Annotated in this window: 22 protein-coding genes and 1 pseudogene; 14 read left to right on the top strand and 9 right to left on the bottom strand. The window is 61.5% G+C overall.

The genetic code is table 11. The annotated features are described in order from the left end of the window. Nucleotides 1–166: 166 nt before the first annotated feature. The 5 genes from NBT82_RS13390 to NBT82_RS13370 all read left to right on the top strand — a co-directional run bounded on the left by NBT82_RS13390 (nt 167) and on the right by NBT82_RS13370 (nt 5,064). Nucleotides 167–1,243 carry a glucose-1-phosphate thymidylyltransferase gene (locus tag NBT82_RS13390; protein WP_251328614.1) on the top strand — a complete coding sequence of 359 codons (1,077 nt, stop codon included), beginning with the start codon at nt 167–169 and terminating at the stop codon, nt 1,241–1,243. A gap of 2 nt (nt 1,244–1,245) precedes the next feature. Further along, a complete protein-coding gene (locus NBT82_RS13385; RefSeq protein WP_251328613.1) occupies nt 1,246–1,428 on the top strand; it encodes a hypothetical protein in 183 nt (60 codons plus the stop codon). 16 nt (nt 1,429–1,444) lie between these two features. After that, nucleotides 1,445–2,374 (top strand): NAD-dependent epimerase/dehydratase family protein, encoded by a 930-nt coding sequence (locus NBT82_RS13380; RefSeq protein WP_251328612.1) that lies wholly within the window; start codon nt 1,445–1,447, stop codon nt 2,372–2,374. Nucleotides 2,375–2,547: 173 nt separating this feature from the next. Next, entirely contained in the window at nt 2,548–3,963 is a 1,416-nt protein-coding gene (locus tag NBT82_RS13375; protein ID WP_251328611.1) for a lipopolysaccharide biosynthesis protein, read from the top strand. A 192-nt stretch (nt 3,964–4,155) separates the two neighbouring features. Then, nucleotides 4,156–5,064 carry a glycosyltransferase family 2 protein gene (locus NBT82_RS13370; protein ID WP_256476586.1) on the top strand — a complete coding sequence of 303 codons (909 nt, stop codon included), beginning with the start codon at nt 4,156–4,158 and terminating at the stop codon, nt 5,062–5,064. Between the two features lie 95 nt (nt 5,065–5,159). Here the strand turns inward: NBT82_RS13370 and NBT82_RS13365 are convergent, their stop codons facing one another. Next, the gene (locus NBT82_RS13365; protein ID WP_251328609.1) at nt 5,160–5,939 is read right to left on the bottom strand and encodes an FkbM family methyltransferase; all 780 of its coding nucleotides are present in this window, start codon (nt 5,937–5,939) and stop codon (nt 5,160–5,162) included. A 249-nt stretch (nt 5,940–6,188) separates the two neighbouring features. Here NBT82_RS13365 and NBT82_RS20050 point away from each other — a divergent pair, with 249 nt between their 5' ends. Beyond that, entirely contained in the window at nt 6,189–6,317 is a 129-nt protein-coding gene (locus tag NBT82_RS20050) for a hypothetical protein (protein ID WP_256476585.1), read from the top strand. A gap of 25 nt (nt 6,318–6,342) precedes the next feature. On the opposite strand, the gene NBT82_RS13360 is transcribed toward NBT82_RS20050, so the two are convergent. From NBT82_RS13360 to NBT82_RS13345, 4 genes are read right to left on the bottom strand one after another with little or no spacing between them, the layout of a single operon-like run. Continuing rightward, nucleotides 6,343–7,395: a hypothetical protein gene (locus tag NBT82_RS13360; protein WP_251328608.1), complete on the bottom strand. Its 1,053-nt coding sequence runs from the start codon at nt 7,393–7,395 to the stop codon at nt 6,343–6,345. Beyond that, nucleotides 7,392–8,570: a hypothetical protein gene (locus tag NBT82_RS13355; RefSeq protein WP_251328607.1), complete on the bottom strand. Its 1,179-nt coding sequence runs from the start codon at nt 8,568–8,570 to the stop codon at nt 7,392–7,394. The genes NBT82_RS13360 and NBT82_RS13355 overlap by 4 nt, the downstream gene beginning before the upstream one ends. Nucleotides 8,571–8,612: 42 nt before the next feature. Further along, nucleotides 8,613–9,692 carry an NAD-dependent epimerase/dehydratase family protein gene (locus NBT82_RS13350; RefSeq protein ID WP_251328606.1) on the bottom strand — a complete coding sequence of 360 codons (1,080 nt, stop codon included), beginning with the start codon at nt 9,690–9,692 and terminating at the stop codon, nt 8,613–8,615. Beyond that, nucleotides 9,689–10,726: a Gfo/Idh/MocA family protein gene (locus NBT82_RS13345; protein ID WP_251328605.1), complete on the bottom strand. Its 1,038-nt coding sequence runs from the start codon at nt 10,724–10,726 to the stop codon at nt 9,689–9,691. The genes NBT82_RS13350 and NBT82_RS13345 overlap by 4 nt, the downstream gene beginning before the upstream one ends. A 273-nt stretch (nt 10,727–10,999) precedes the next feature. Between NBT82_RS13345 and NBT82_RS13340 the strand changes: the two genes are divergently transcribed. The 5 genes and pseudogenes from NBT82_RS13340 to NBT82_RS13320 all read left to right on the top strand — a co-directional run bounded on the left by NBT82_RS13340 (nt 11,000) and on the right by NBT82_RS13320 (nt 14,610). Beyond that, nucleotides 11,000–12,028 carry a nucleotidyltransferase family protein gene (locus NBT82_RS13340; RefSeq protein WP_251328604.1) on the top strand — a complete coding sequence of 343 codons (1,029 nt, stop codon included), beginning with the start codon at nt 11,000–11,002 and terminating at the stop codon, nt 12,026–12,028. Nucleotides 12,029–12,030: 2 nt separating this feature from the next. Beyond that, complete coding sequence (locus NBT82_RS13335; RefSeq protein WP_251328603.1) at nt 12,031–12,945, top strand: dTMP kinase; 915 nt, start codon at nt 12,031–12,033, stop codon at nt 12,943–12,945. A 1-nt stretch (nt 12,946) separates the two neighbouring features. Next, entirely contained in the window at nt 12,947–13,726 is a 780-nt protein-coding gene (locus tag NBT82_RS13330) for an MATE family efflux transporter (RefSeq protein WP_251328602.1), read from the top strand. Between the two features lie 15 nt (nt 13,727–13,741). Further along, a pseudogene (locus tag NBT82_RS13325) lies at nt 13,742–14,350 on the top strand (hypothetical protein); the annotation flags it as partial. 59 nt (nt 14,351–14,409) lie between these two features. Beyond that, nucleotides 14,410–14,610 (top strand): hypothetical protein, encoded by a 201-nt coding sequence (locus NBT82_RS13320; protein WP_251328601.1) that lies wholly within the window; start codon nt 14,410–14,412, stop codon nt 14,608–14,610. A 56-nt stretch (nt 14,611–14,666) separates the two neighbouring features. Here the strand turns inward: NBT82_RS13320 and NBT82_RS13315 are convergent, their stop codons facing one another. The 4 genes from NBT82_RS13315 to NBT82_RS13300 form a co-directional block, all read right to left on the bottom strand. Further along, nucleotides 14,667–15,158, bottom strand: coding sequence for a metal-dependent hydrolase (locus NBT82_RS13315; protein ID WP_251328600.1), 492 nt, complete (start codon nt 15,156–15,158; stop codon nt 14,667–14,669). Nucleotides 15,159–15,164: 6 nt separating this feature from the next. Further along, nucleotides 15,165–15,644: an OB-like fold-containing membrane protein gene (locus tag NBT82_RS13310; RefSeq protein WP_251328599.1), complete on the bottom strand. Its 480-nt coding sequence runs from the start codon at nt 15,642–15,644 to the stop codon at nt 15,165–15,167. Continuing rightward, nucleotides 15,641–16,177, bottom strand: a complete 537-nt coding sequence (locus NBT82_RS13305) for a glycosyltransferase family 2 protein (protein ID WP_251328598.1) — start codon at nt 16,175–16,177, stop codon at nt 15,641–15,643. Before NBT82_RS13305 ends, NBT82_RS13310 begins: the two co-directional genes overlap by 4 nt. Nucleotides 16,178–16,247: 70 nt before the next feature. Further along, nucleotides 16,248–17,330, bottom strand: coding sequence for a glycosyltransferase family 4 protein (locus tag NBT82_RS13300; protein ID WP_251328597.1), 1,083 nt, complete (start codon nt 17,328–17,330; stop codon nt 16,248–16,250). Nucleotides 17,331–17,646: 316 nt separating this feature from the next. Between NBT82_RS13300 and aglJ the strand changes: the two genes are divergently transcribed. The 3 genes from aglJ (at nt 17,647) to NBT82_RS13285 (ending at nt 19,712) form a co-directional block, all read left to right on the top strand. Continuing rightward, nucleotides 17,647–18,552 carry an S-layer glycoprotein N-glycosyltransferase AglJ gene (gene aglJ / locus NBT82_RS13295; RefSeq protein WP_251328596.1) on the top strand — a complete coding sequence of 302 codons (906 nt, stop codon included), beginning with the start codon at nt 17,647–17,649 and terminating at the stop codon, nt 18,550–18,552. Nucleotides 18,553–18,708: 156 nt separating this feature from the next. Beyond that, on the top strand, nt 18,709–19,038 hold the full coding sequence (locus NBT82_RS13290; protein ID WP_251328595.1) for a hypothetical protein: 330 nt from the start codon (nt 18,709–18,711) through the stop codon (nt 19,036–19,038). Between the two features lie 68 nt (nt 19,039–19,106). After that, nucleotides 19,107–19,712 carry an AsnC family transcriptional regulator gene (locus NBT82_RS13285; RefSeq protein WP_251328594.1) on the top strand — a complete coding sequence of 202 codons (606 nt, stop codon included), beginning with the start codon at nt 19,107–19,109 and terminating at the stop codon, nt 19,710–19,712. The last annotated feature ends 43 nt before the right edge of the window (nt 19,713–19,755 follow it).

Below are 19,755 nucleotides of genomic sequence, written 5' to 3'. Positions count from 1 at the left end.
CTCTCGCACGCCATAACAGTTTCTCGCGTGCCGTCTATCGCTTTCGGCTGTACGCACTACCGCTCCAAACCCACGGAGGGGCGCGGGCTTGTTCAAAAACACAGTGTTGGGTATTCGTTGCCGAAGGTTTATATTGCACCTGGCTTCTTGAACGTCACGAGCTTCTATGAAGGGCGTCATACTTGCAGGCGGGACAGGATCCCGTCTCCGACCGATAACCCACACGGGGCCAAAGCAGCTGGTTCCGATCGCGAACAAGCCCGTTATCGAATATGCGATCGACGACCTCAGAGAATCCGGTATTTCCGAGATCGGGATAATTCTCGGGGACAAGGGACGTGATACGATACAAGCACACCTCGGTGACGGAACGGAGTTCGGTGTCGATATCACATACATTGTCCAGGGTGCACCTCTCGGCCTCGCCCACGCCGTCGGATGTGCCCGGGAATTCGTGGCTGACGATCCGTTCGTCGTGTATCTTGGTGATGACCTGATGCGAGACGGGATTGGCGATCTCATCGATGATTTCGACCCCGAGCAATATGCGGCAGGAATCGGGTTGCAGGAGGTCGACGAACCAAGTCGTTACGGCATCGTCGACGTTGACGAGGAGACGGGTGATATTGTCGATCTGATTGAGAAACCGGACGATCCGCCGTCGAACTTCGCACTTATCGGCGTCTACGTGTTCACACCTGCGATCTTCGACCAGATCGAACGAATCGAACCCTCATGGAGGGGTGAACTCGAAATAACCGACGCCATCCAAGGACTTCTGGAGGACGGAAACCGAGTCCAGTCACACATCGTGCATGGCTGGTGGAAGGACACCGGGAAGCCGAGTGATGTTCTCCACGCGAACCGTTTGGTTTTGGACGAGATACAGTCCGACGTGCGCGGGACGATCGAAGATGAGGACACGGTGACCGGCCGCATCGAACTCGGAGAAAACAGCGTCATCAAGCAAGGCGCAGTCATCAGAGGTCCGGTATCCATCGGGGAAAGCACGATCATCGGGTCGGACGCGTACGTTGGACCCTTCACCAGCATCGGCGACGACTCGTTCGTGGACAACGTTCATATCGAAGCCAGTGTCGCAATGGGCAAAAACGAGATCGCAGCCGATAGAAAAATCGTAGATAGTCTCCTCGGTTACGACGCGACGGTCACTTCGAAGGAGCGACGACGGCCCGAGGGTGATAAATTGGTCGTCGGAGAGAACTCATCGCTCGAAATATAACCATGCAGATCATCACACTTCGCTGCCCCGACTGTGGAACCATCGTGGCTGAAAACGTCCTTGAGAAACAGCGCGTGATGAAATGTCCCCGGATGGACTGTGAGTCCGTCCTCCGATTCGATGACCTCCCCGAAGACGATCGGAACTACGTATTGGACAATAAGGAAAAGTACAAATCGGAGTAACCGGTCAGCATACAAGGTGACCGTACTCGTTACAGGGGGACTTGGCTATCTCGGTTCCCGTCTCATTCGAGAGCTTCCCGACCATCCCTCCTTTTCGAACGAGGAGATTCGGATCCTAGACAACCTTCGACAGCCTCGATTCCACGCATTGTGGGATCTACCCTCCTACACGAAATACAACTTCGTGGAGGGAGACATCCGAGACGCAGAACTCGTCCGAGATCTCATGGAGGGAGTCGATACGGTGTTCCACTTGGCAGCGATCACCAATGCACCCCAGACGTTCGATATTCCTGAGGAGACTTGGGATGTGAATTATGAGGGTTCCCTAACCGTATTCGAAGCGGCTAAAGATGCCGGCGTGGATCAGTTTGTCAACGCTGTCACCTGTTCGGTCTATGGGACGACTGAAGAGAAGATCAAGGAGGATTTCGACTGTGATCCGGAGTCACCGTACGGTGAGGCGAAACTTGAGGCCGAGCAAGAGATATTCGATCGATATGGGGGAGAGATGGGCGTGACTGGCCTTCGTCTCGGAACAGTGTACGGGTGGACAACCGGAATGCGGTTCGATACTGTAGTTGATAAGTTCGCGTACCTCGCGGCATCCGGCCAACCCCTGACAGTCTACGAGGGGGCGGAGAACCAGAAACGACCGTACCTCCACGTCCAAGATTCCGTACGGTCGATGATGTTCGCGGCTGATTCTCTCGGTGACGGCGAAGCCTATAATGTGGTCGGACAGAACGGCCGGTTGCAGGATATCGTCGATGCTATCAAACGCCACTTCCCGGACGTCAACATTGGCTATACGGAGGCCGAACAACTCAATCAACTCTCATACGTCGTGAGCGACGAGAAAATCAGGAATGAAGGATTCGAAACGTGTTATACGATCGACCAAGGGGTAGAAGAACTCGCAGATAAATTCCGGGCGCTACAGTAATCGGCTGCTCATGTCGGTTGATCAGAAATTTTGGCGTAGCCATTCCAAATATTCGCGAACCTTCGATGGGCGGAGGTGCTGATCGGAAACTATCGTCGATCCTCCCCATGCGGGGACGACTACAATACACCGAAAAAACAAAACAGAACGAAGGGAACTGATCTGATCTCTAAATGGCCAAGCTAGCTCGATCTTCTGGAATTCAATTTGGGATTCAGATCGTTCAGACAGCGATCGGGTTCGTAGCCATCGTTTTTCTCGCTAGGTTCCTCGGTTCGGACACGCTTGGAAAGTATTTCCTCGTGATGGCGGTCGTTAGTTGGCTGCAGATCCCCTGTCTGAGTGTTCACGGAGCGATGTCAAAGCGAGTGAGCGAAGGCGACGAACCTGATGCGTTTTTCACTGCTGGCTTGATTACATTAGTAACACTCTGCTTGCTCCTATCCGCCGTCACACTGGGCGCCCACCAATACATTCGTGAATACGTTGGCTTTCCCGCAACCAAATTCGTCGTCGCGATCTTCTTCCTGAACGTCGTGAGTACCTTCATGTTGGCAGCCCTACGTAGCGAACAGAAGTTGGATATTGCCAGCTTCTATGAAGGGGGATGGTATATTCTACAATCACTGTCTCAAGTTGGATTAGCCGCTGCCAGCGTTGGATTACTCTCTCTCTTAATCGGAGAGATCGTCGCCGCGGTGGTAACTATCGCCGTCGCATTTTACACTGTTTCTCTTTCGATTCAGCGTGTTTCTCGAGACCACTTTCGCTCCCTCTACGAATTCGGCAAATACACGTGGGCGGGAGCGATCAAAACGAGATCATTTGCTTGGATGGATACGATCGTACTCGGTTTTTTTGTTTCTGCGTCTTCGGTCGGCATATATGAGATCGCATGGCGAATTAGCGCTCTGCTGATCCTCTTACCGAGTGCGATGGCCAAGGTATCGTTTCCCGATATGAGTCAACATGCGTCAGCAGGCGATCTCGATCGTGTAGAGGAGACTCTCAGACGTGCGATTACGTTCGCCGGGTTACTCGCTTTTCCGGGGGTTATCGGTGTGTCGATCCTTGGAACAGACGTGTTGCGAATTTATGGACCCGAATTTGCGGCAGGGTTCTGGATACTGGTCATCCTCGCCACGGCACGCATCGCCCAATCTTTCGAAATTCTCCTCATGAGCGCGATAAATGCATTGGACAAACCGGACCGGTCATTCAGAATATCGGTTCTCTTTATCGCACTCAATGTCACGCTGAACGTCCTGCTCGTGTCTCGATTCGACGAGGTCGGAGCAGCGGTTGCCACGGTTATTTCGATCAGTGTGAGCGCAGGGATGGCGTACAAAATCGTCGCCAGCGAAATTCGATTGAACGTCTCTCATCGGTCGATACTCTCGCAGCTAGTGAGTGCGGCGGTGATGGGACTCTCACTAGTTATCCTTCGAACGGTCTGGTTACCGGAATCCTCGATCGGCATAGTCGCCCAAATAATCGTAGCCGCTGGTGTGTACTTCTCAGTTGTTTCCTTGGCTTCGAGTGAGTTACGCTCGCTCGCCTTTAGAATAGTCGCAATGAGATCGGAGTAATACGATACAGCCGGTGTACCAACTTGGAGCACCCGTAACGACCGAGAAACATGTTGGAGTTGTGATCCTGTCCGCACTGTAGCCGAACAGGACAGTCTCGACGTCGAACTATCGTTTGCTGATCCGTGATAATGTCACGCTGAGCTAGTCGAAAAAATTGAAATACATTGCAAGGCAACAGCTGTAACTATAGTGAATCCTACGAGTGCTCCTCCGCTTGTTTCGTTCGTTATTCCCACATACAATAGCCGCGAATATATAACGGAATGTCTACACTCCGTGAGAGACCAATCGTATCCCGAAATAGAGGTACTGGTGGTTGATAACGATTCTGACGATGGAACCCGAGAAGTAATAAGAGACGAATTTCCGGAAGTGACGTTGATTTGCCTACCTTCAAACTTGGGTCGGACTGGTGCCTCGAATATCGGGTTCGAAACGGCGGAGGGAAAGTACATAGCACTACTTGACGACGATTCAGAAATCGGATCCCAATGGACGAGTGAATTGGTGAACGAATTCGAACGCTCCGATTTAACCCTCGGCTTGTTGCAGCCTCAAGTGTATCACCCCAAGGCGCCCGACGAAAAACATCTGTTCACCGAACCAGGGGAGATCTCTTGGTTCATCGGCTGTGGAATCATGGCTCGGCGCGAAGCGTTGCAGGACTGTGGTTATTTCGATGATAACTACTTTGTTTATGTTGACGACCTCGAATTGGCAGCCAGTTTACTAAGTCACGGGTATACACTCCGAACGTTTCCGGAAGTGACGACCGTACACAAACGGGACTGGGAGGCGGACCTAACCCCACTGCGTATCTACTACTGTGTTCGAAACAAACTATGGTTCTACTGGAAATACTATCCGGCTGACGCCGCGATCGTCCATAGCCTCTACCGTATCGGTCTTTTCGGCCTCCGAGCCAGAGAACACGATGCAATGGGTGCGCATCTCCGCGCCCTCCGGGATGCAGTACGAAAGGGGTGGACTTACGCGGTTCAAGAGCGCGACGTTTGCGAGGAACTCAAGTACGATGAACTTTCGATATCGGACCTGGTGATGAAAAGTGGGAAAGTTCTCAAACGGCAATTCCCGTAGATTCGGTCTTAACGGGCACCGTGCCACTGCAGTATATGTCCGCTAACTACGCCTCGTCCCCTCAGTATTGCAATACTGTTGATGAGTTCGTGCTGCTATCGTTCAGAAACGGCATGCCACAATGGAGTACCTTCATTTTCTGCAGTCGTGCGAGTATGGATCGTAAACCCATGATGATGCAGTCGACTCTCGATGGAATCCGGTTCCACGCCCGCTGTCGGATGAAGTTCGATAAATGCCTCGCGTACCTCGGAGAGATACGGTCCGAATCCATCCAACACCCTCTGTTCAGCTCCTTCTACATCGATTTTTATGACATCTGGCTGTGGGAGTCTGCCCTCAGTAATAAGAGTCTCGGGGCGGTGGACCTGTACCTTATAATCCCCCTCCGTATCGACCCGATTCGAGGGAAATCCACTCATGTCATTTTTAACACGAAAGTGCTGCATTGCATCCTCGTCACCGAATGCTTGATTAAATACAGTCCAGATATTTTCCGACGCATTTTGGGCAAGGTTCGTCCGAAGACGCACAGCTGTTGGTTTATGAGGTTCGACGGCAACTACGTGGCCATCTTCTATCGCAGAAAGTGCAAAACAGGAAAACACGCCGACGTTTGCCCCGACATCAAGGACAACATCGTCCGAATTGATAGAGGATAAGAATTCCCTGAGAACTTCCTTTTCACCCGTGTAGCGGTGAGCGTTATGATATTCTCTCGGAGTCGTGGTCAAAAACGTCGCCGACCAGTCTCCAATGTCCGCTGTATGAAGAGGCCCACCCGTTTTCAATCGTATCTGGTCAGCGATAACTCCCAATCTACGTTTCAGAGGTCCCATATTCATTATTGGAGGTCTCCTACGCCCCTCGAACATTTATCCTCATGGTCGCGTTACTCTGATATCGTTCTCGCCAGTTCGAGCGGCTCATCTGTGGTTGTCCTCTATATCCCGGACTCATTGATCTACGGATTCACGTTGCTTGTGGGTGTATTTATATTACGATCGTTCTCACGACTCGTTGAAAGACGAGGGCGTCGTCTCGTCGACATTTCTCCGACAAGACGACCCCACCTCAACGAACAACCAGCCGACTACTGGATCGACAAGTTCCAGCGGGAGGGAATGGAGTTCCGACGGGAGCTGACGGCGTCGCTGCGGGACGAATACTCCCCGAAGAAGATGCAGTATCGGGACGAGAACCTGCTCGTGTTCGAACGATCCGACGACCGAGCGACGGAAGTTCCCGCGTGAGGGAGCCGTCCCCTGACGGCCGGACTCACAGGTTCCGCAGTCGAGGGACGAGCGCGTCGGCGTAGTCCGCGATGTCGTTCCGGAACAGTTCCGAAAGCGGAACCGAGTCGAGCGCGTCGACGAGTAGTTCGTGACGCCGGCGTTTGATCGAACTCGCGTGGATCCGGGGGACGCCGGCACGGAGCGCGTACTGGCTCAGCGCGTCGTCTCCGGGTTCGAGTTCCATGTCGGTTCCCGTCGCTATTTTGGGGACCGCCGACGCCGGCGTGTGGGTGCGTTCCGACGGCCCCGCGCGTCCGCCGTTGAGAAGCACCAGTTCGGAGACGGGTGCCGACGCGACGACCCGTTCGGCGTACTCCTCCGCGAGGATGGACTGTGAGAGGTCGATCCCGTACCGATGGAGAAGGAGTGCGCTCCCGAGTTCCGAGCGCGCGACGGTGCGCCGACCCCAGAGGGCGACGCGTTCGACCGGACCGAGCTGCCGGCGATCGAATTTCGTGCCCGGGAAGACGACGGGCGTCGCCGGATACGCGTACGCCGTTCCGGATCGGTCGACGAACAGGAGGTTGTCGGAGAGGAACCCGGCCGACGGCACGGCGTCGAGAACGTTGAGCGTCGTCGTCGTCTTTCCCATCCTGCCCATCGACGCGAGCAGTAGTCCGTTCCCGTCCCGTTCGATGCCGGCCGCGTGAACCACCGCCACGTCCCGGTCCAGAAGCTTGGCGGTCAGCGCCCCCTCGTAGACGCTCATGTAGTCGTGATGGCGCCGGAACGCCGGCGTCCACCGGATGGTCGTTCGGTCGGCTTCCAGCCCGCTCACCGAGATCGCGGCGTCGCTTCCCGTACCATCGGGACGGAGACGCAGGGTGCCGTCGGCGAACGCCACCGCCCCCTCGTCGGGGGCGACGGCGGACCGGTCCGTCGTCTCCTCGATTCGGAGCCGGGGCTCCTGAAGCGCCGACTCCGGTGACACACGGTGAAACTCCGGGATCTGCAGGTCGACGTTGGTCTCGACCGTAAGAAAATCGTGAATCCGGTAGGTCCCGAGTTCGGCGTCTTGGGAGGCGTCTCCACTCACAGCACGTACCACGCTTTCGCCCGGTTCAGTCGCTCGACGAGGGACATGTACGTATCGCGCAAGGGGTGGAACCGGTACGTAGAGAGCGCCTGCATCCGTTCCTTTGCAGTCTCGTCACGGCGTTCGACAGCGTCGGCGTACGCCGCGGGAACCCGCGGATCGTCCCGCCGTGAGAGCATGTTCACCCGAAACTCGTTCGGGAGACAGAGGGATTTGATCCGCCCGTACCGGAACCGGTCGACCGTCACGCGTTCCCCGGCGTCGGCCGACCAGTCGTCGTGGTAACTGTTGACGTACACGTTGACGTTCTCCGTCGTTTCGCTCTCCGTCGACGGGGCGATCCCCTCGGTGGCGACGTACTCTCTGACCAGATCCGCGAATTCGAAACACGCGGTCACCGCGTCCGCCAACCGATCGAGGAGGAGGGTCTCCTGACGGTTCGTCGGTTCGTCGAACCACCGGGACCGGAGATCCGTGATCGATTCGTCGAACTGGGTCAGGACGTCGGAACTGACGTCCGCCGTCTCGCAGAACAGGGCCATATCGTTCCGCAGGGAGTTGAGCCGATGGATCGCAAGCCGCGTTTCGACGTGGACGGGAAGACGGTCCGCGATGAGCCGCGGAACGAACAGGTCGATCATGTCGTTCGCGGCGATATCGTACTGCCGGTCGGAAAGCAGGACACCGGGGAAAAACAGGAACTCGAGGAACTCGCGCGGATACGTGTCGTTGAACGAATCAATCAGGTACGCGAGTCTATTGTGCGCGCTCTCGTTTTTCTCGTATTCGAGGTCTGCCCCGTAGTGCAGATGCATGTCCTTCGGAACGGGCAGGACGCTGTAGTAATCCGAGAACGTGCTTTCCGGGACGACGTCGGGGCCGTGGAAAAAGAAGTACTCGTCGACCTTGGCCGCCTCGATCCGTTCCCGCAGGCGTTCGGGGTCGTCGTAGTCGTCCTCGACGACGACCACCATATCGACGTCGGAGATGCCCGGGACTCCGGGCCCGTCACCGGATTCGTACACCGAAACGACACCGTCGACTCCCGAGAGCCGATCCACGAACGTATCGCGGGCGTCGTCGTACGCCTCCAGCGGTTCGAACCGTGGCAGGTCGTAGAACTCGTAGGAGAGGTCCGCCACGTGTCTCTGGAGGCGATCAGTTGCGATCCCCATTTGCGCCAAGCGTTCTGCGCACCCGAATTAAAACGTACCGGTTCAACGGTCGGGCGGCGAGGGGGCGACGCCGGGGAAGTCGAACGCGTCAGCCATCTCGCGCTCCTCGCCGACGATCTCGGCCATCGACGGGGTGTCCGTCACCGATTCCGGACGAACCGGATCGTGCTCGAAGATGGAGAGGTGAAGATCACGTTCCCGGCCCTGTCGAAGGTCTGCGATCTGTGTGCCGACGTACTCGCGTTTCCCTTTCGCGAGGGCGTACGATTCGATCCGCTCCGGGAGACGGACACGCAGCGGGTAGAGGCGGTCGCCGCCGATCCGTTCGAGGAGGCTCCAGCCGACATCGATCACCTGCCGGAGCCGTCCGGACGACTCCGCTGTATCCGGCTCGAAATACCGGATCGTCGTCCCCGGTGCGACGTAACAGCGGAGCACGTGATCCCACGACCACTGAGGATCGTTGACGACCGTGTACCGGCCGGGCTCGGCCGTGTGCCGTCCGCACGCCACGATGGATTCGGCCACCGTCGCGGTACTGACGACGTTCGAGGGTGCGTTCGGATCGACCGTGACCGCGAGTGGATCGGTCGTCTTCCCGGTTCGACCGATGTCCCGGGTCCGTTCCTGGTTGGCGCCGAAGACGTGTCCGAGTCGGAACGTGTATCCCGATTTCCCTAGGCGATCGCATTCGTCCCGAAACGTTCCTTCCGCTTCCCGTTTCTCGTAGATGTAGTTCCGGATCCCCGGAACGGTATCCATCTGTGATCCGTGGAGTTCGCGCCCCAGTGCAGAGATGGAACTGAAGAAAACGACGGCACCGTCCCTCGGTGTCGCCCGAACGGCGTTCGTGATCAGTCGTCGATTCGTCCGTGATCGCACACGCAGGTTGTCGTCACCGGCCCGTGCCGCCACCACGACGACGTCGGCGGTATCGAGCACGGACGTCTTCGGATCCGGATCGGAGAAGTCCGCCAGCTCGACGTCGAACTCGAACTGGCGGAGAAACGACGCCGCCAGTCGGTTTCTGACGACCGGAAGTACGTCGTGACCGCGCCTGTCCAGCAGAACCGAGAGTTCGGTCCCCACGGCGCTGTTGGCACCGATGATTGCGATGTTCACGCGTCGATCCGCCTCCGAACGGTTCCATCCTCGTACATACGTTCGATCAGAGCCGTCACGGGATAGCCGGTTTCGCGGTCACGGTCCGTCTTCTCCCCCGCTCCATCGAGGAACCGTCGCCAGCGGAGGTAGATCGCCTGCGACCACGACGTCGCCCACTCGCCGTCCGGTGCCAGTTCGAACGCGGGCTGTTGTTCCTCCGGGGGCAACACCGAGAGCCGTGTGTCGGCATCCGTGTGGTCGACTCGGACCGTCGCGTCCGCACACTCCATCGCCAGCGCCGTCTCGATGCGGTCGAGACGGGTGATCCGATACGAGATGTCGACCTCTTTCCCGCTGGCCGTCGCCGTCAACGCGGCGTCGACGGCCACGTCGAGACCGTCGTCGGTGACGAACGTACAGTCCTCGAGCGAGAGCGTTCCCTCGTCGAGGAGGTGAACCAACTGGCTAAGCGTGTGCCCTCCTCGTTCGGCCAGAACGCCGCCGCCGCTCAGATCGGTGTTCGTACGGTAATGGTCGGTCGGAATGCCGGTCGCACCCACGTACGACTCGGTGATCGTGATCGATTCGACCGCACCGAAGAGGCCCTCCTCGACGATCCGTCCCAACTGTCGCGTCGAACTGTATTCGGTCCGCATGTAGTTACAGAGGATGCGGGTCGCACTGTCGCTCCACCGCTCGTGTTCCGCCGTCGTCGTTGCGAATGGCTTCTCGGAGAACACCGCGAGGTCCCGATTCCGGTCCCGGATCATCTCGTAATAGTCGTCTCTGACTCCCACGGGGATCGCGAGAAGGAGTGCGTCCGTCCGGGGAAGGTCGGCCGGATCGGAGACGTCAACGTGGTCCGTTCCGTACTCCCGTGCCAGCCGTCGGGCGCGTCCAGCGTCGATGTCCGCCACGTACGAAATATCGGCGTCCGGGATGTTCGAGAGGATCGGGAGATGCGCCATCTCGGTGATCGAGCCGGCACCGACGACGCCGACCGAGACGGCCCCGCCTCCGGCGCCGGAGCGCCAGCAAGACTCGAGATCCATCGATGACTCATCGTCGACGGTGGACGATAAATACTGTTCCGGTCGTCGACGGGAACGTCGACGCGGCGTGTCGCGTGTAGTAGCGTTTGTACTCTCCATGGCGTATCGTAGCGTTCGGAGCTGTTCGACCATCCGGGCGCAGGACTGCAGTCGGTCAGGTGCGATGACTTACGAAGGCTACTACATCGAACACCGGGCACGCGAACCCGCCATCACCAACCGGCCGAACCGTGTAACGCTTCTTTTATTATCCGGAGATGGCTCCGGACACGTATGCAGGGGCACCGCCGAAGCGATCCGTCTTTCGCCGGTCCGCGATCCCGGTCGATCATCGCGCGGATCGAAGACGATCTGAGCGGCGGGACCCGTTTCGAAACGGACGACGCGATGGACCGTGCGGACCTCGAACCCGCACTCGACGCGAACAAACTCTCGCGGGAACTGCTCGGAGACGAGTGCGGCGAGGGCGCGCGGACCGACGCCGACCACCGAAAGGCACGTCGGGAACGGCTCGAACGAGTCACCGAGGCGCTCGTCGCCGCCGACGTCTCGTTCGCCGCGATCAAGAACCTCAAAGCACCGTACGCGATGATGAGCGACGTGGACCTGCTCGTTCCGGACCCCGGGGATCACGCGGTCGCGGCGCGGGTCCTCGCCGAGCGGGACTACGAATTCTACCGGTTTCGCTTACTCGCCCATCCGCGGAAGATGATGGCCAAACGGTCCGCCCGCGATCCACGTCCCGTCGACATCTACCCGGACGCGATGTGGATCCGAAAGGTGGTCTGTGACCCCGAATCCGTCGTCGTCAGGGCGGAGTCGGCTCCCCCACGGGAGCCGTCACCGGCCGACGACCTCTATCTCGTCGCCACACACGCCTACTCCCACCTCTCGGTGACGCTCGCAGAACTCGTCCACGGTGTGGCGGTCGTCGAGGGTTCGGACGTGGAGTGGTCGCGACTCGTCGAGCAGGCCGATCAATACGGCTGCCGGGACGCCCTGCTGGCCTACGTCTACCCCCTCGATTGGTACCTCCGAGCGAGCGGCCGCGAACCGATACCGGAAGACGTCGTCGAGGCGCTCGAAACGGGACCCGTCGCCGGGGCGGTCCGTCGATGGTGGGACGGGCTCGAACCCCCGGTTGAGTTTCCCGTACAGTTTCCCCTCCACTTGCCGACCGTGCTCTCGGCGGCCCACCACTTGCCGCGGATCGCTCGAACTCGATCGCTCCGAACGGCGTACAAGGATCTCCAGTCCCACGCACTCACGCTGGGATCGATGCTCGTCAGGGGGGAAGCCTGAGTATGGACGGGCTCCCGACCTCCGACGGCGCCGTCGGGTTCGGACTACTGGTGACGGGGGCTGCGCCAGCGCTGGCTCTGGGGTCCCTGTTCCGAGTCGCGCAGTCGTCCGTCGGTACACTCGGCTGGTTCGCACTCGGCACCGTCGCGACGGTGTGGGCGGCGATGCTCTGTCCGGCGGGATACAAACTCCTCAGATACCCCTCCACCAGGACCGTCTCTCTCGGCCGGCTGGTCTCGGAGCTTCGGCGAGGACGGCTCGGCGCCCTACGGAGCGGGCTATTGGTGAGTTTCTCCGGAATCGACGGGGCCGGCAAGACGACCCAGGCCGAACGGCTGATCGAGGAGTTCGAGGCGATCGACGTCCCCGCCGTTCACGTGTGGGCGCGCTGGCGCCCGTTCGTCTCCTATCCGCTCATGGGCGTCCTCTACGTGTTGTTCGGTTGGCGGCGGAAGGATTACCACCGCAGTCGAACGTTACGACACGTCTGGGGATATCTGGTGGCGCTGGACCAGCTGATCTTCTTTTCCAGGCACCTGCTCGTTCCGCTGCTACGCGGAAAGGTGGTGTTCGTGGACAGATATTTGCTCGACCAGCTCGTCGAACTCGAGTACGACGGACTGTACAATCCCCGGGCTGCGACGCTGCTCCGCCGACTCCTGCCGTCGCCCGAGCGGACGGTGCTGATGGAGGTGCCGGTCGAGACGGCACTGGACCGGAAAGACGACACCCAAGAGATGCTGGACCGTCTCCACATCGACACGGACGCGAGAACGTATCTCGAACGGCGGCAGGAACTCTACCGGAAACACGCTGCCGACGTCGGACACGTCACGCGCGTGGACACCTCCCGGCCGATCGAAGAGACCAACGAAGAACTTCGCGACTCGCTGTTCGATACGTACTTCCGCTTCTGAGATGGGCCGGCTCGCGCGTGCGTCCACGATCCAGTTCGGGGCCCAGGGGTTGCAGACGATCGTCGGGTTCGCGGCGACCCTGTACTTCGCAAACGAACTGGGGGCGACGGTCCTCGGCAAGTACTACCTCGCACTCGCGGTCGTCAACTGGCTGTTGATCCCGGTCGCAGGTGTCCGTGGCGCGACGATGAAGCGGATCAGCGAGGGGGACGAGCCGGACGAGTATCTGACCGCCGGCACCGCGATCCAGCTTTCGTTCGTCTGTATCGAGGCGGCGGCGATCCTCGTCTTTGCGGGCCACGTGGACGCCTACGTCGGCGCGGCGGCGGCCGGACTCGTGGCGGCGGTCCTCGTCACGAAGTCGTTATCTACGTTCCTCCTGGCGTCGCTTCGAGGCGCCGGCCGCGTCCAATCCGCAAGCGTCGTCGAGGGCGGGTGGAATATCCTTCGGGTACTGGTTCAACTGGCGTTCGTCCTCGCCGGTGCGGCGCTCACGGGACTGCTCTGGGGCGAGATCGTCGCAACGGCGGTGACCGTCCTTGCTCTCGTCGCGCTGTTGTGGCCGTTCGGTCGCCCCACCGTCGAACACGTCCGATCGATCTACGAGTACGCCAAGTTCTCGTGGCTGAGCTCGGTCAAGGCGATGTCGTACTCCTGGCTGGATACCATCGTGTTGGGATTTTTCGTGCTACCGGGTGTCGTCGCCGGGTACGAGGTCGCGTGGCGGATCTCGGCCGCGTTCATCCTCCTGCCGACCGCCATGACCAAGGTGCTGTTCTAGGACGTCAGTCGCAGCGAGTCGACGGACGAGTACGACCGGATCGCCGAGACGATCCGCCGCTCGATAAGTTTCGCCGGCTTCCTGTCCATTCCCGGTATCGTCGGTGCGTTCGTACTCGGACGGCCGATCCTCCAACTGTACGGAGAGGCGTTCGTCGTCGGATTTCTCCCGCTGGTGGTTCTCAGTGCCGGGCGAATCCTCCAGTCCTACGAGACGGTCCTGCTCCAGTCGCTGAACGCACTCGACCTCCCCGAGGTCACCTTTCGCATCTCGCTTGTCTTCTTCGTCACGAACATCGTGGGCAACGTCGTCTTGACGTGGCAGATCGGGGCGGTCGGCGCGGCGATCGCGACGGCGGGGTCGATCGGCCTCGCAACGTTTCTCTCGTTGAATGCTCTCCGGCGGCACGTTGCCGTCCAGATCCACTGGCGGACACTCGCCAGTCAACTCGCATCCGCGCTCACGATGGGCGTCGTCGTGCAGGTCGCACTGCGGTGGGTCGACGGTCCCGGAATCGTGACCGTCCTCGGCCTCGTCCTCCTCGGCGTCGGTGTCTACGCCGCGGTCGTCTTCGCCATCTCGCCCACGACGAGACGGCAGGTTCGCCGGATCGCCGTCTCGTGATTCCTCTCTAGTCGAGACCGAACACAACCCTTTACTGCGCCGTCTTCGAGGCTTCCAGTATGGCCGAAGTTCACCTCTCCGACTCGATTTACGAGCGCGTGCAGTCCCGGGTCGACGCGAGCGATTTCGAGGACGCCGACGAGTACGTCGAGTACGTCGTCGCCACCGTTCTCGATCGGATCGAAGGGGACGGGGAGGGGACGGCGGGTGATCGGGAGGAAGTAATGGACAAGCTTCGGGATCTCGGCTACCTAGAGTGACGACGTTCCTCGGATGAGCACTCGCCGTCGCGGAGTGACGGCGAGTCCGCCGGTCGCTACGGGGAACGCGACGTCGAGTCGTACCAGGTGACCGCCGCAAGCGCGCCAGCGAGAGCCGTCGGCCACAGCTGCGTACTGAGATAGACCCCTGGCGTCGGTGGGCGGTACGGGGTCAGCGGCCAGAAGATCGCGTAAGGTGCAAGTCCCGACGCGGTGTGCAGAAACAGGTCCAGCACGACGTGAGACAGGGCGCCGCCGCCGAGTACCACCGCCGCCCGTCGACGGTACCGCCCCGCGACCGCGACGACGCCGATGGCGACCGAGAGAACGATCCCCCCACCGGTGTGAAGCGCCAGCCACTCGATCGGCCCGCCGACGATGGCCTCCAAGACGTCGTCGTCGAGGACGAGATATACCTTGCTGAGGTCGGGGAGCATCGCACCGACCATCGTCAAGGTCGTGAACGGCGGCGTCATCCAGCCGAACCGCCTGGCTGCGAACGTCGCCGCGGCGTACGCAAACAGGGCGTGTGCGAGTAAGTCGGGCATCTTCTCTTACCGTGGTTTCAGGCCGAACGTCCGTCGGTCTACCGTCCAGTGCGCCAGCAGTCGATAACCGGTGATCACGGCCGCGAGCGCGGAGATCCCGTAGGCGTACCAGTGTCCTCGCTCGGCGTACGCGACGGTTTCGATAGCCGCCAGTGACCCGTCGTCCCGTACGGTCGCGTACACCTCGAGATACTGTCCCTCCTCAACGGAGGTTCGAACGCCGGTCACTCGAAACTCGACGATCCGTCCGTCGTCGTCGTACTCCAGCGTGAGCGGTTCCGTTTCGATCACTTGGCCGTAGACGACGGCCTCCTCGCCGACATATGCCTCTGTGTCGATTGACAGTTCCGCGCCTCCGGGGAAAGGCTCCCCCCCGTAGCCGACGCCGCCGAACCAGACGAGCAGGCCGAACTGTAGACACACCAGTATCGCTATGGCGGCGAGTCGCGTCGTTCGGCCGTCCCGAAGCGGTCGCTGGACGGTCATCGTCGGAGCCGTCCCAGGACGATTCGAACGGCGACAGGACCGAAGCGCCGTGGGTGGCGGCGGGTTAGATACAGCAGCCACTCCAGATGCGCTAGCGGTGCCATCGACTCCCCGGTATCGACGTCATGATGGGGGACCGCGTCCCGATCGAGGTGATAGATCCGGCCGCCGGCTTTCTCTACCCGAATGGCGAAGTCGGTATCGCCCCCGTGGTGTCTCGATTCGTCGAACCCACCGACCCGTTCCCACAGGTTCCGGTGGAAGATCAACAGTCGTCCGATGACCCACCGAAGGGGTTCGAAGTCCCGAAGACCGGCAAGCGTCCAGTCGTCGAGTCGGTCGAGAGTTTCGGCGACAGTCTCGGTCGGAAACTCGATGTCGTCGTCGGCGATGACGATCCAGTCGTTCGTCGCAGACCGTACGCCGGCGTTTCGAGCGACGTTCAGCCCCTCGTCGCGTCGGATGATCCGCTCCGCTTCGGACGGGATGGTATCGAACGTGACGTTGTCCTCCCTGATTGTGGGAACGATCACGCTGACATCCTCGAAGTCCGTCATCCTGTGTCTGAGTTAGTTCGAGGGGAGGTCGTGGTAACCCTGTCGATCATCCGTTCGTCGACGGTGACGGCGGGTCGGAACTGGCCGTATAGGTTTCGTACACCGTGTCGACGGTCTCGTTCCAGGTCGGAACCTCGACGCCGGACGTGGCGGTTTTGGAACGACACCGGGCCGAGAGGACGGCGTCAGTGATCGGCGACGGATCGAGCGCGGAGACTCCCACACACCCCGCCGCGCTCGACCAGTCCCCCAGCGCCCCCGCCTCCCGCACCACACACGGCGTCCCCGCGGCCAGTGCCTCCGCCACCGTGATCCCGTAGGCTTCGAACGCCGAGAGGTTCAGGAACGCCTCGGCCCCGGCGTACAGTCCCGGTAGCCGCTCGTCGGCGACGTACCCGAGGAAGTCGACGCGGTCCGCGACCCCCTCCTCGCGGGCGACCCGTTCCAGTTCGTCGCGGTACGGCCCGCTGCCGGCGACGACCAGATCGTAGTCGGAGAGTTCGGACAGCGCCCGGATCGCGTGCTGGACGCCCTTGTACTCCTCCAGTCGGCCGACCGAGAGGAGGTACGGCCGCGTTCGCTTTTCGGCGTCCGCCGCCGCGAACCGCTCCACGTCGACGCCGTTGGGGATCACCGTCGCGTCGACGCCGAAGTCGGCGCGGAGCCGGTCGCGCTCCCACTCACTCACCGCGATCACGGCGTCGGCCCGTCGCAGGGCCCAGCGGCCGAGGGGACGGTACCCGGACAGCAACGCGTTCCGCACACCGTCGGCACTCGCCCCGTGGTAGTGTGGAGTCACGACGAACCGCTCGTCAGTCACACCCAGGGCGGCAAGCAGGAGGGGCAGAGCGTGATAGTTGTGGGCGTGGACCACGTCCGCGTCGGCACGGCGGACGGCGGGAACCAGCCCCGGCGCGACGTAGAACGACTCGCCGGGACTCGCGGCGCGAAATCGGCGGACTCGAACGCCGTCCGCGACCGTGTCGGTCGGCACGTCCGGCCCGGCGTCGGCGCTGAACACCGTCACGTCGTCCCCGCGGTCGGCGAGTCGGGTCGCCAACTCCCGGACGTGTGTCTCGACGCCGCCGGTTCGGGGTGGGTAGCGGTGCGTGACCAGCAGCGTCTTCATGCGGACCTCCCCTCGACGGGTGTAACTCGCTCGCCGGCGGCCGGCGGCCGGATGGCCCGATCCGCCCGGGCCACAGCGTGGCACCGGTCACGGCGGAGGACGCCGTCCGACGTACGCAACGGCGCGAGTTGGCACATGGCTCGGCGTTGACGGGAGCCGAATAAAATCCCTCCGCAGTCCGTCGGACGCGAGGGGGCCGACGGCCGGTTGCGAGTGGGCTCCCGACGCGATCGGCGACCGGGCCGTCCGACCGACCGACGGCGCCGAGTCGATACGGATGGGAACGACTTTTGGGCTCCCCCGGCGAGGAACGGGTATGCCCGGCACCGACGCCGTTTGCGTCCTCATCCCCACGCTCGACGAGGCGGCGACCATCGGCGACGTCGTCTCGGATTTCCGGGAGGCGGGGTTCGAGGACGTCCTCGTCGTCGACGGCGGATCGGACGACGGCACGGTGGCGTCCGCCAGCGAGGCGGGTGCCCGCGTCGTCACGCAGTCGGGGGCCGGCAAGGGACAGGCGGTTCGCGAAGCGGTTCGCGACCACGTCGAGGCAGGGTACGTCCTCATGCTGGACGGCGACGGGACGTACCGGGCCGAGGACGCGGCGGCAGTCCTCGAACCCCTCCGCGAGGACGAGGCCGACCACGTCATCGGTAACCGCTTTGCCGACATGCGACCGGGCGCGATGACGGCGCTCAACCGCGTCGGCAACCGTCTCATCAACGGCGCTTTCGCCGCCATCCACGGCGAGTCCTTCGGCGACATTCTCTCGGGCTACCGGGCGTTCACCCGGGAGTCCTTCGAGCGGATGCATCTCACGGCCGACGGCTTCGGCATCGAGACGGAGATGGCGGTCGAGTGTGCCAAACGCGACATTCCGACGGCCGTGGTCCCCATCACGTACCTCCCCCGACCGTCGGGGTCGAACACCAACCTCCACCCCTTCCGCGACGGTGGAATCATCCTCCTCGAACTCTACCGTCGGGCGAAGACCAACAACCCGCTCTTTTATTTCGGGAGCATCGGGACCGTGTCGTCGATCACCGGCGTGGTGATCGCCGCCTACGTGGGCGTCGAGTGGGTGACCCGCGGCATCTCCCACGAGGTGCTCGCGGTGGTCGCCGCATTCGCCATCCTCGTCGGCGTCCAACTGTTGATGTTCGGCGTCCTCGCGGATCTGATCCTCTCGTTGCATCGCGAGCGCCTGCGCGAGGATGGATAGCGAGAGACGCGCCGTCCCCCGCCGGAGGAATCGGTCCGGAACGCGACGGATGAAGCGACGATTAAATCGGGTAAAGCCGGATTAAAGATGTCCCTGTATTTTCACTTCTTCACGATTGATTACGTCGGCGGGAGTACCACGGCGTGACCGACACTCATGGAGCCGTACACGTTACTGACGGTCGTTCTGATCGCCCTCGTCGCCGCGGGAGTGCTGGTGACGGCGGGAGCGTGGGCAGTCGCCCTCGGGATCCTGCCCGACGGTCCCGGCACGGGCGCGGAGGCGGACACGGACGCAAACGGGGAGCGACGGGGGAGGGAGGACGGCGCCCGAAACGGGACCGACGGGGGCGACGATGCCGGAGACGGAATTACCGATGCCGACCGTGAGCGGATCCGGAGGCATCTGGCCAAATCCCCGGACCGGCGGCGTCCGGACGACCTGTTGCCGTCCGACGCCGACGACACCGACTCCGAGGGGTCCTGACGGGAGCGTGCGTGCGAGCAGCCTGCCGGGACCGAAACTACAACCCCCTGCCGGCCGTTCGCTCGGGCATGCGCGACCTCGACGAGACCGACCTGGAGATCCTGCGGTTGCTGATGAGCGACGCCCGGAAACCGTGGGCGGAGATCGCCGAGGTGGTCGATCTCTCCCCACCGGCGGTGTCGGATCGGGTCGACCGTCTCCGCGAGATTGGGATCGTCCGCCGATTCACCGTCGACATCGACCGCTCGAAGCTCCGCGAGGGAGTGCCAGTGCTGGTCCGCATCGAGACGGCGACCGAGGCGACCGACGACGTGCGGTCGACGCTCCGGGACGCCGAGGCGGTCGAACACCTGTTTACGACCGCCGAACGCGACCTGATCTGCTACGCTCGCGTCCCCGCCGGAAACGTCCCGCAGTGGCTCGACGCGACCCTCGCGGAGGGCGTCGTCGACGACTACGAGGTGACGCTCCTGACGGAAGGCGAGTGGACGCCGACGGTCGGCGGCACCGGCTTCGCCCTCTCCTGTGCCGAGTGTGGGAACACGGTGACCAGCGAGGGGACGACCGCCCGGATCGGCGGCGACCGCCACCAGTTTTGCTGTCCCTCCTGTGAGAGCCGGTTCGAATCGCGATACGAGCGGTTCGAGGCGGGAGCGGCGGACGACCCGACGTAGCGCCGCCTCCCGAACCGTTGATTACCGTCCCGCGTCTCGGCCC

Source organism: Haloplanus sp. HW8-1, assembly GCF_023703795.1.
Lineage (GTDB): Archaea > Halobacteriota > Halobacteria > Halobacteriales > Haloferacaceae > Haloplanus > Haloplanus pelagicus.
Note: the sequence above shows the minus strand (reverse complement) of the source record. Positions and strands in the feature narration are given on the sequence as shown.

Coding starts and splice junctions, on each gene's coding strand:
- NBT82_RS13335 (WP_251328603.1), top strand. CDS start 12,031: ATGGACGGGCTCCCGACCTCCGACGGCGCCGTCGGGTTCGGACTACTG.
- NBT82_RS13310 (WP_251328599.1), bottom strand. CDS start 15,644: ATGACCGTCCAGCGACCGCTTCGGGACGGCCGAACGACGCGACTCGCC.
- NBT82_RS13315 (WP_251328600.1), bottom strand. CDS start 15,158: ATGCCCGACTTACTCGCACACGCCCTGTTTGCGTACGCCGCGGCGACG.
- NBT82_RS13355 (WP_251328607.1), bottom strand. CDS start 8,570: ATGGGGATCGCAACTGATCGCCTCCAGAGACACGTGGCGGACCTCTCC.
- NBT82_RS13345 (WP_251328605.1), bottom strand. CDS start 10,726: ATGGATCTCGAGTCTTGCTGGCGCTCCGGCGCCGGAGGCGGGGCCGTC.
- NBT82_RS13285 (WP_251328594.1), top strand. CDS start 19,107: ATGCGCGACCTCGACGAGACCGACCTGGAGATCCTGCGGTTGCTGATG.
- aglJ (WP_251328596.1), top strand. CDS start 17,647: ATGCCCGGCACCGACGCCGTTTGCGTCCTCATCCCCACGCTCGACGAG.
- NBT82_RS13320 (WP_251328601.1), top strand. CDS start 14,410: ATGGCCGAAGTTCACCTCTCCGACTCGATTTACGAGCGCGTGCAGTCC.
- NBT82_RS20050 (WP_256476585.1), top strand. CDS start 6,189: ATGGAGTTCCGACGGGAGCTGACGGCGTCGCTGCGGGACGAATACTCC.
- NBT82_RS13340 (WP_251328604.1), top strand. CDS start 11,000: ATGCAGGGGCACCGCCGAAGCGATCCGTCTTTCGCCGGTCCGCGATCC.
- NBT82_RS13390 (WP_251328614.1), top strand. CDS start 167: ATGAAGGGCGTCATACTTGCAGGCGGGACAGGATCCCGTCTCCGACCG.
- NBT82_RS13375 (WP_251328611.1), top strand. CDS start 2,548: ATGGCCAAGCTAGCTCGATCTTCTGGAATTCAATTTGGGATTCAGATC.
- NBT82_RS13385 (WP_251328613.1), top strand. CDS start 1,246: ATGCAGATCATCACACTTCGCTGCCCCGACTGTGGAACCATCGTGGCT.
- NBT82_RS13300 (WP_251328597.1), bottom strand. CDS start 17,330: ATGAAGACGCTGCTGGTCACGCACCGCTACCCACCCCGAACCGGCGGC.
- NBT82_RS13290 (WP_251328595.1), top strand. CDS start 18,709: ATGGAGCCGTACACGTTACTGACGGTCGTTCTGATCGCCCTCGTCGCC.
- NBT82_RS13330 (WP_251328602.1), top strand. CDS start 12,947: ATGGGCCGGCTCGCGCGTGCGTCCACGATCCAGTTCGGGGCCCAGGGG.
- NBT82_RS13365 (WP_251328609.1), bottom strand. CDS start 5,939: ATGTTCGAGGGGCGTAGGAGACCTCCAATAATGAATATGGGACCTCTG.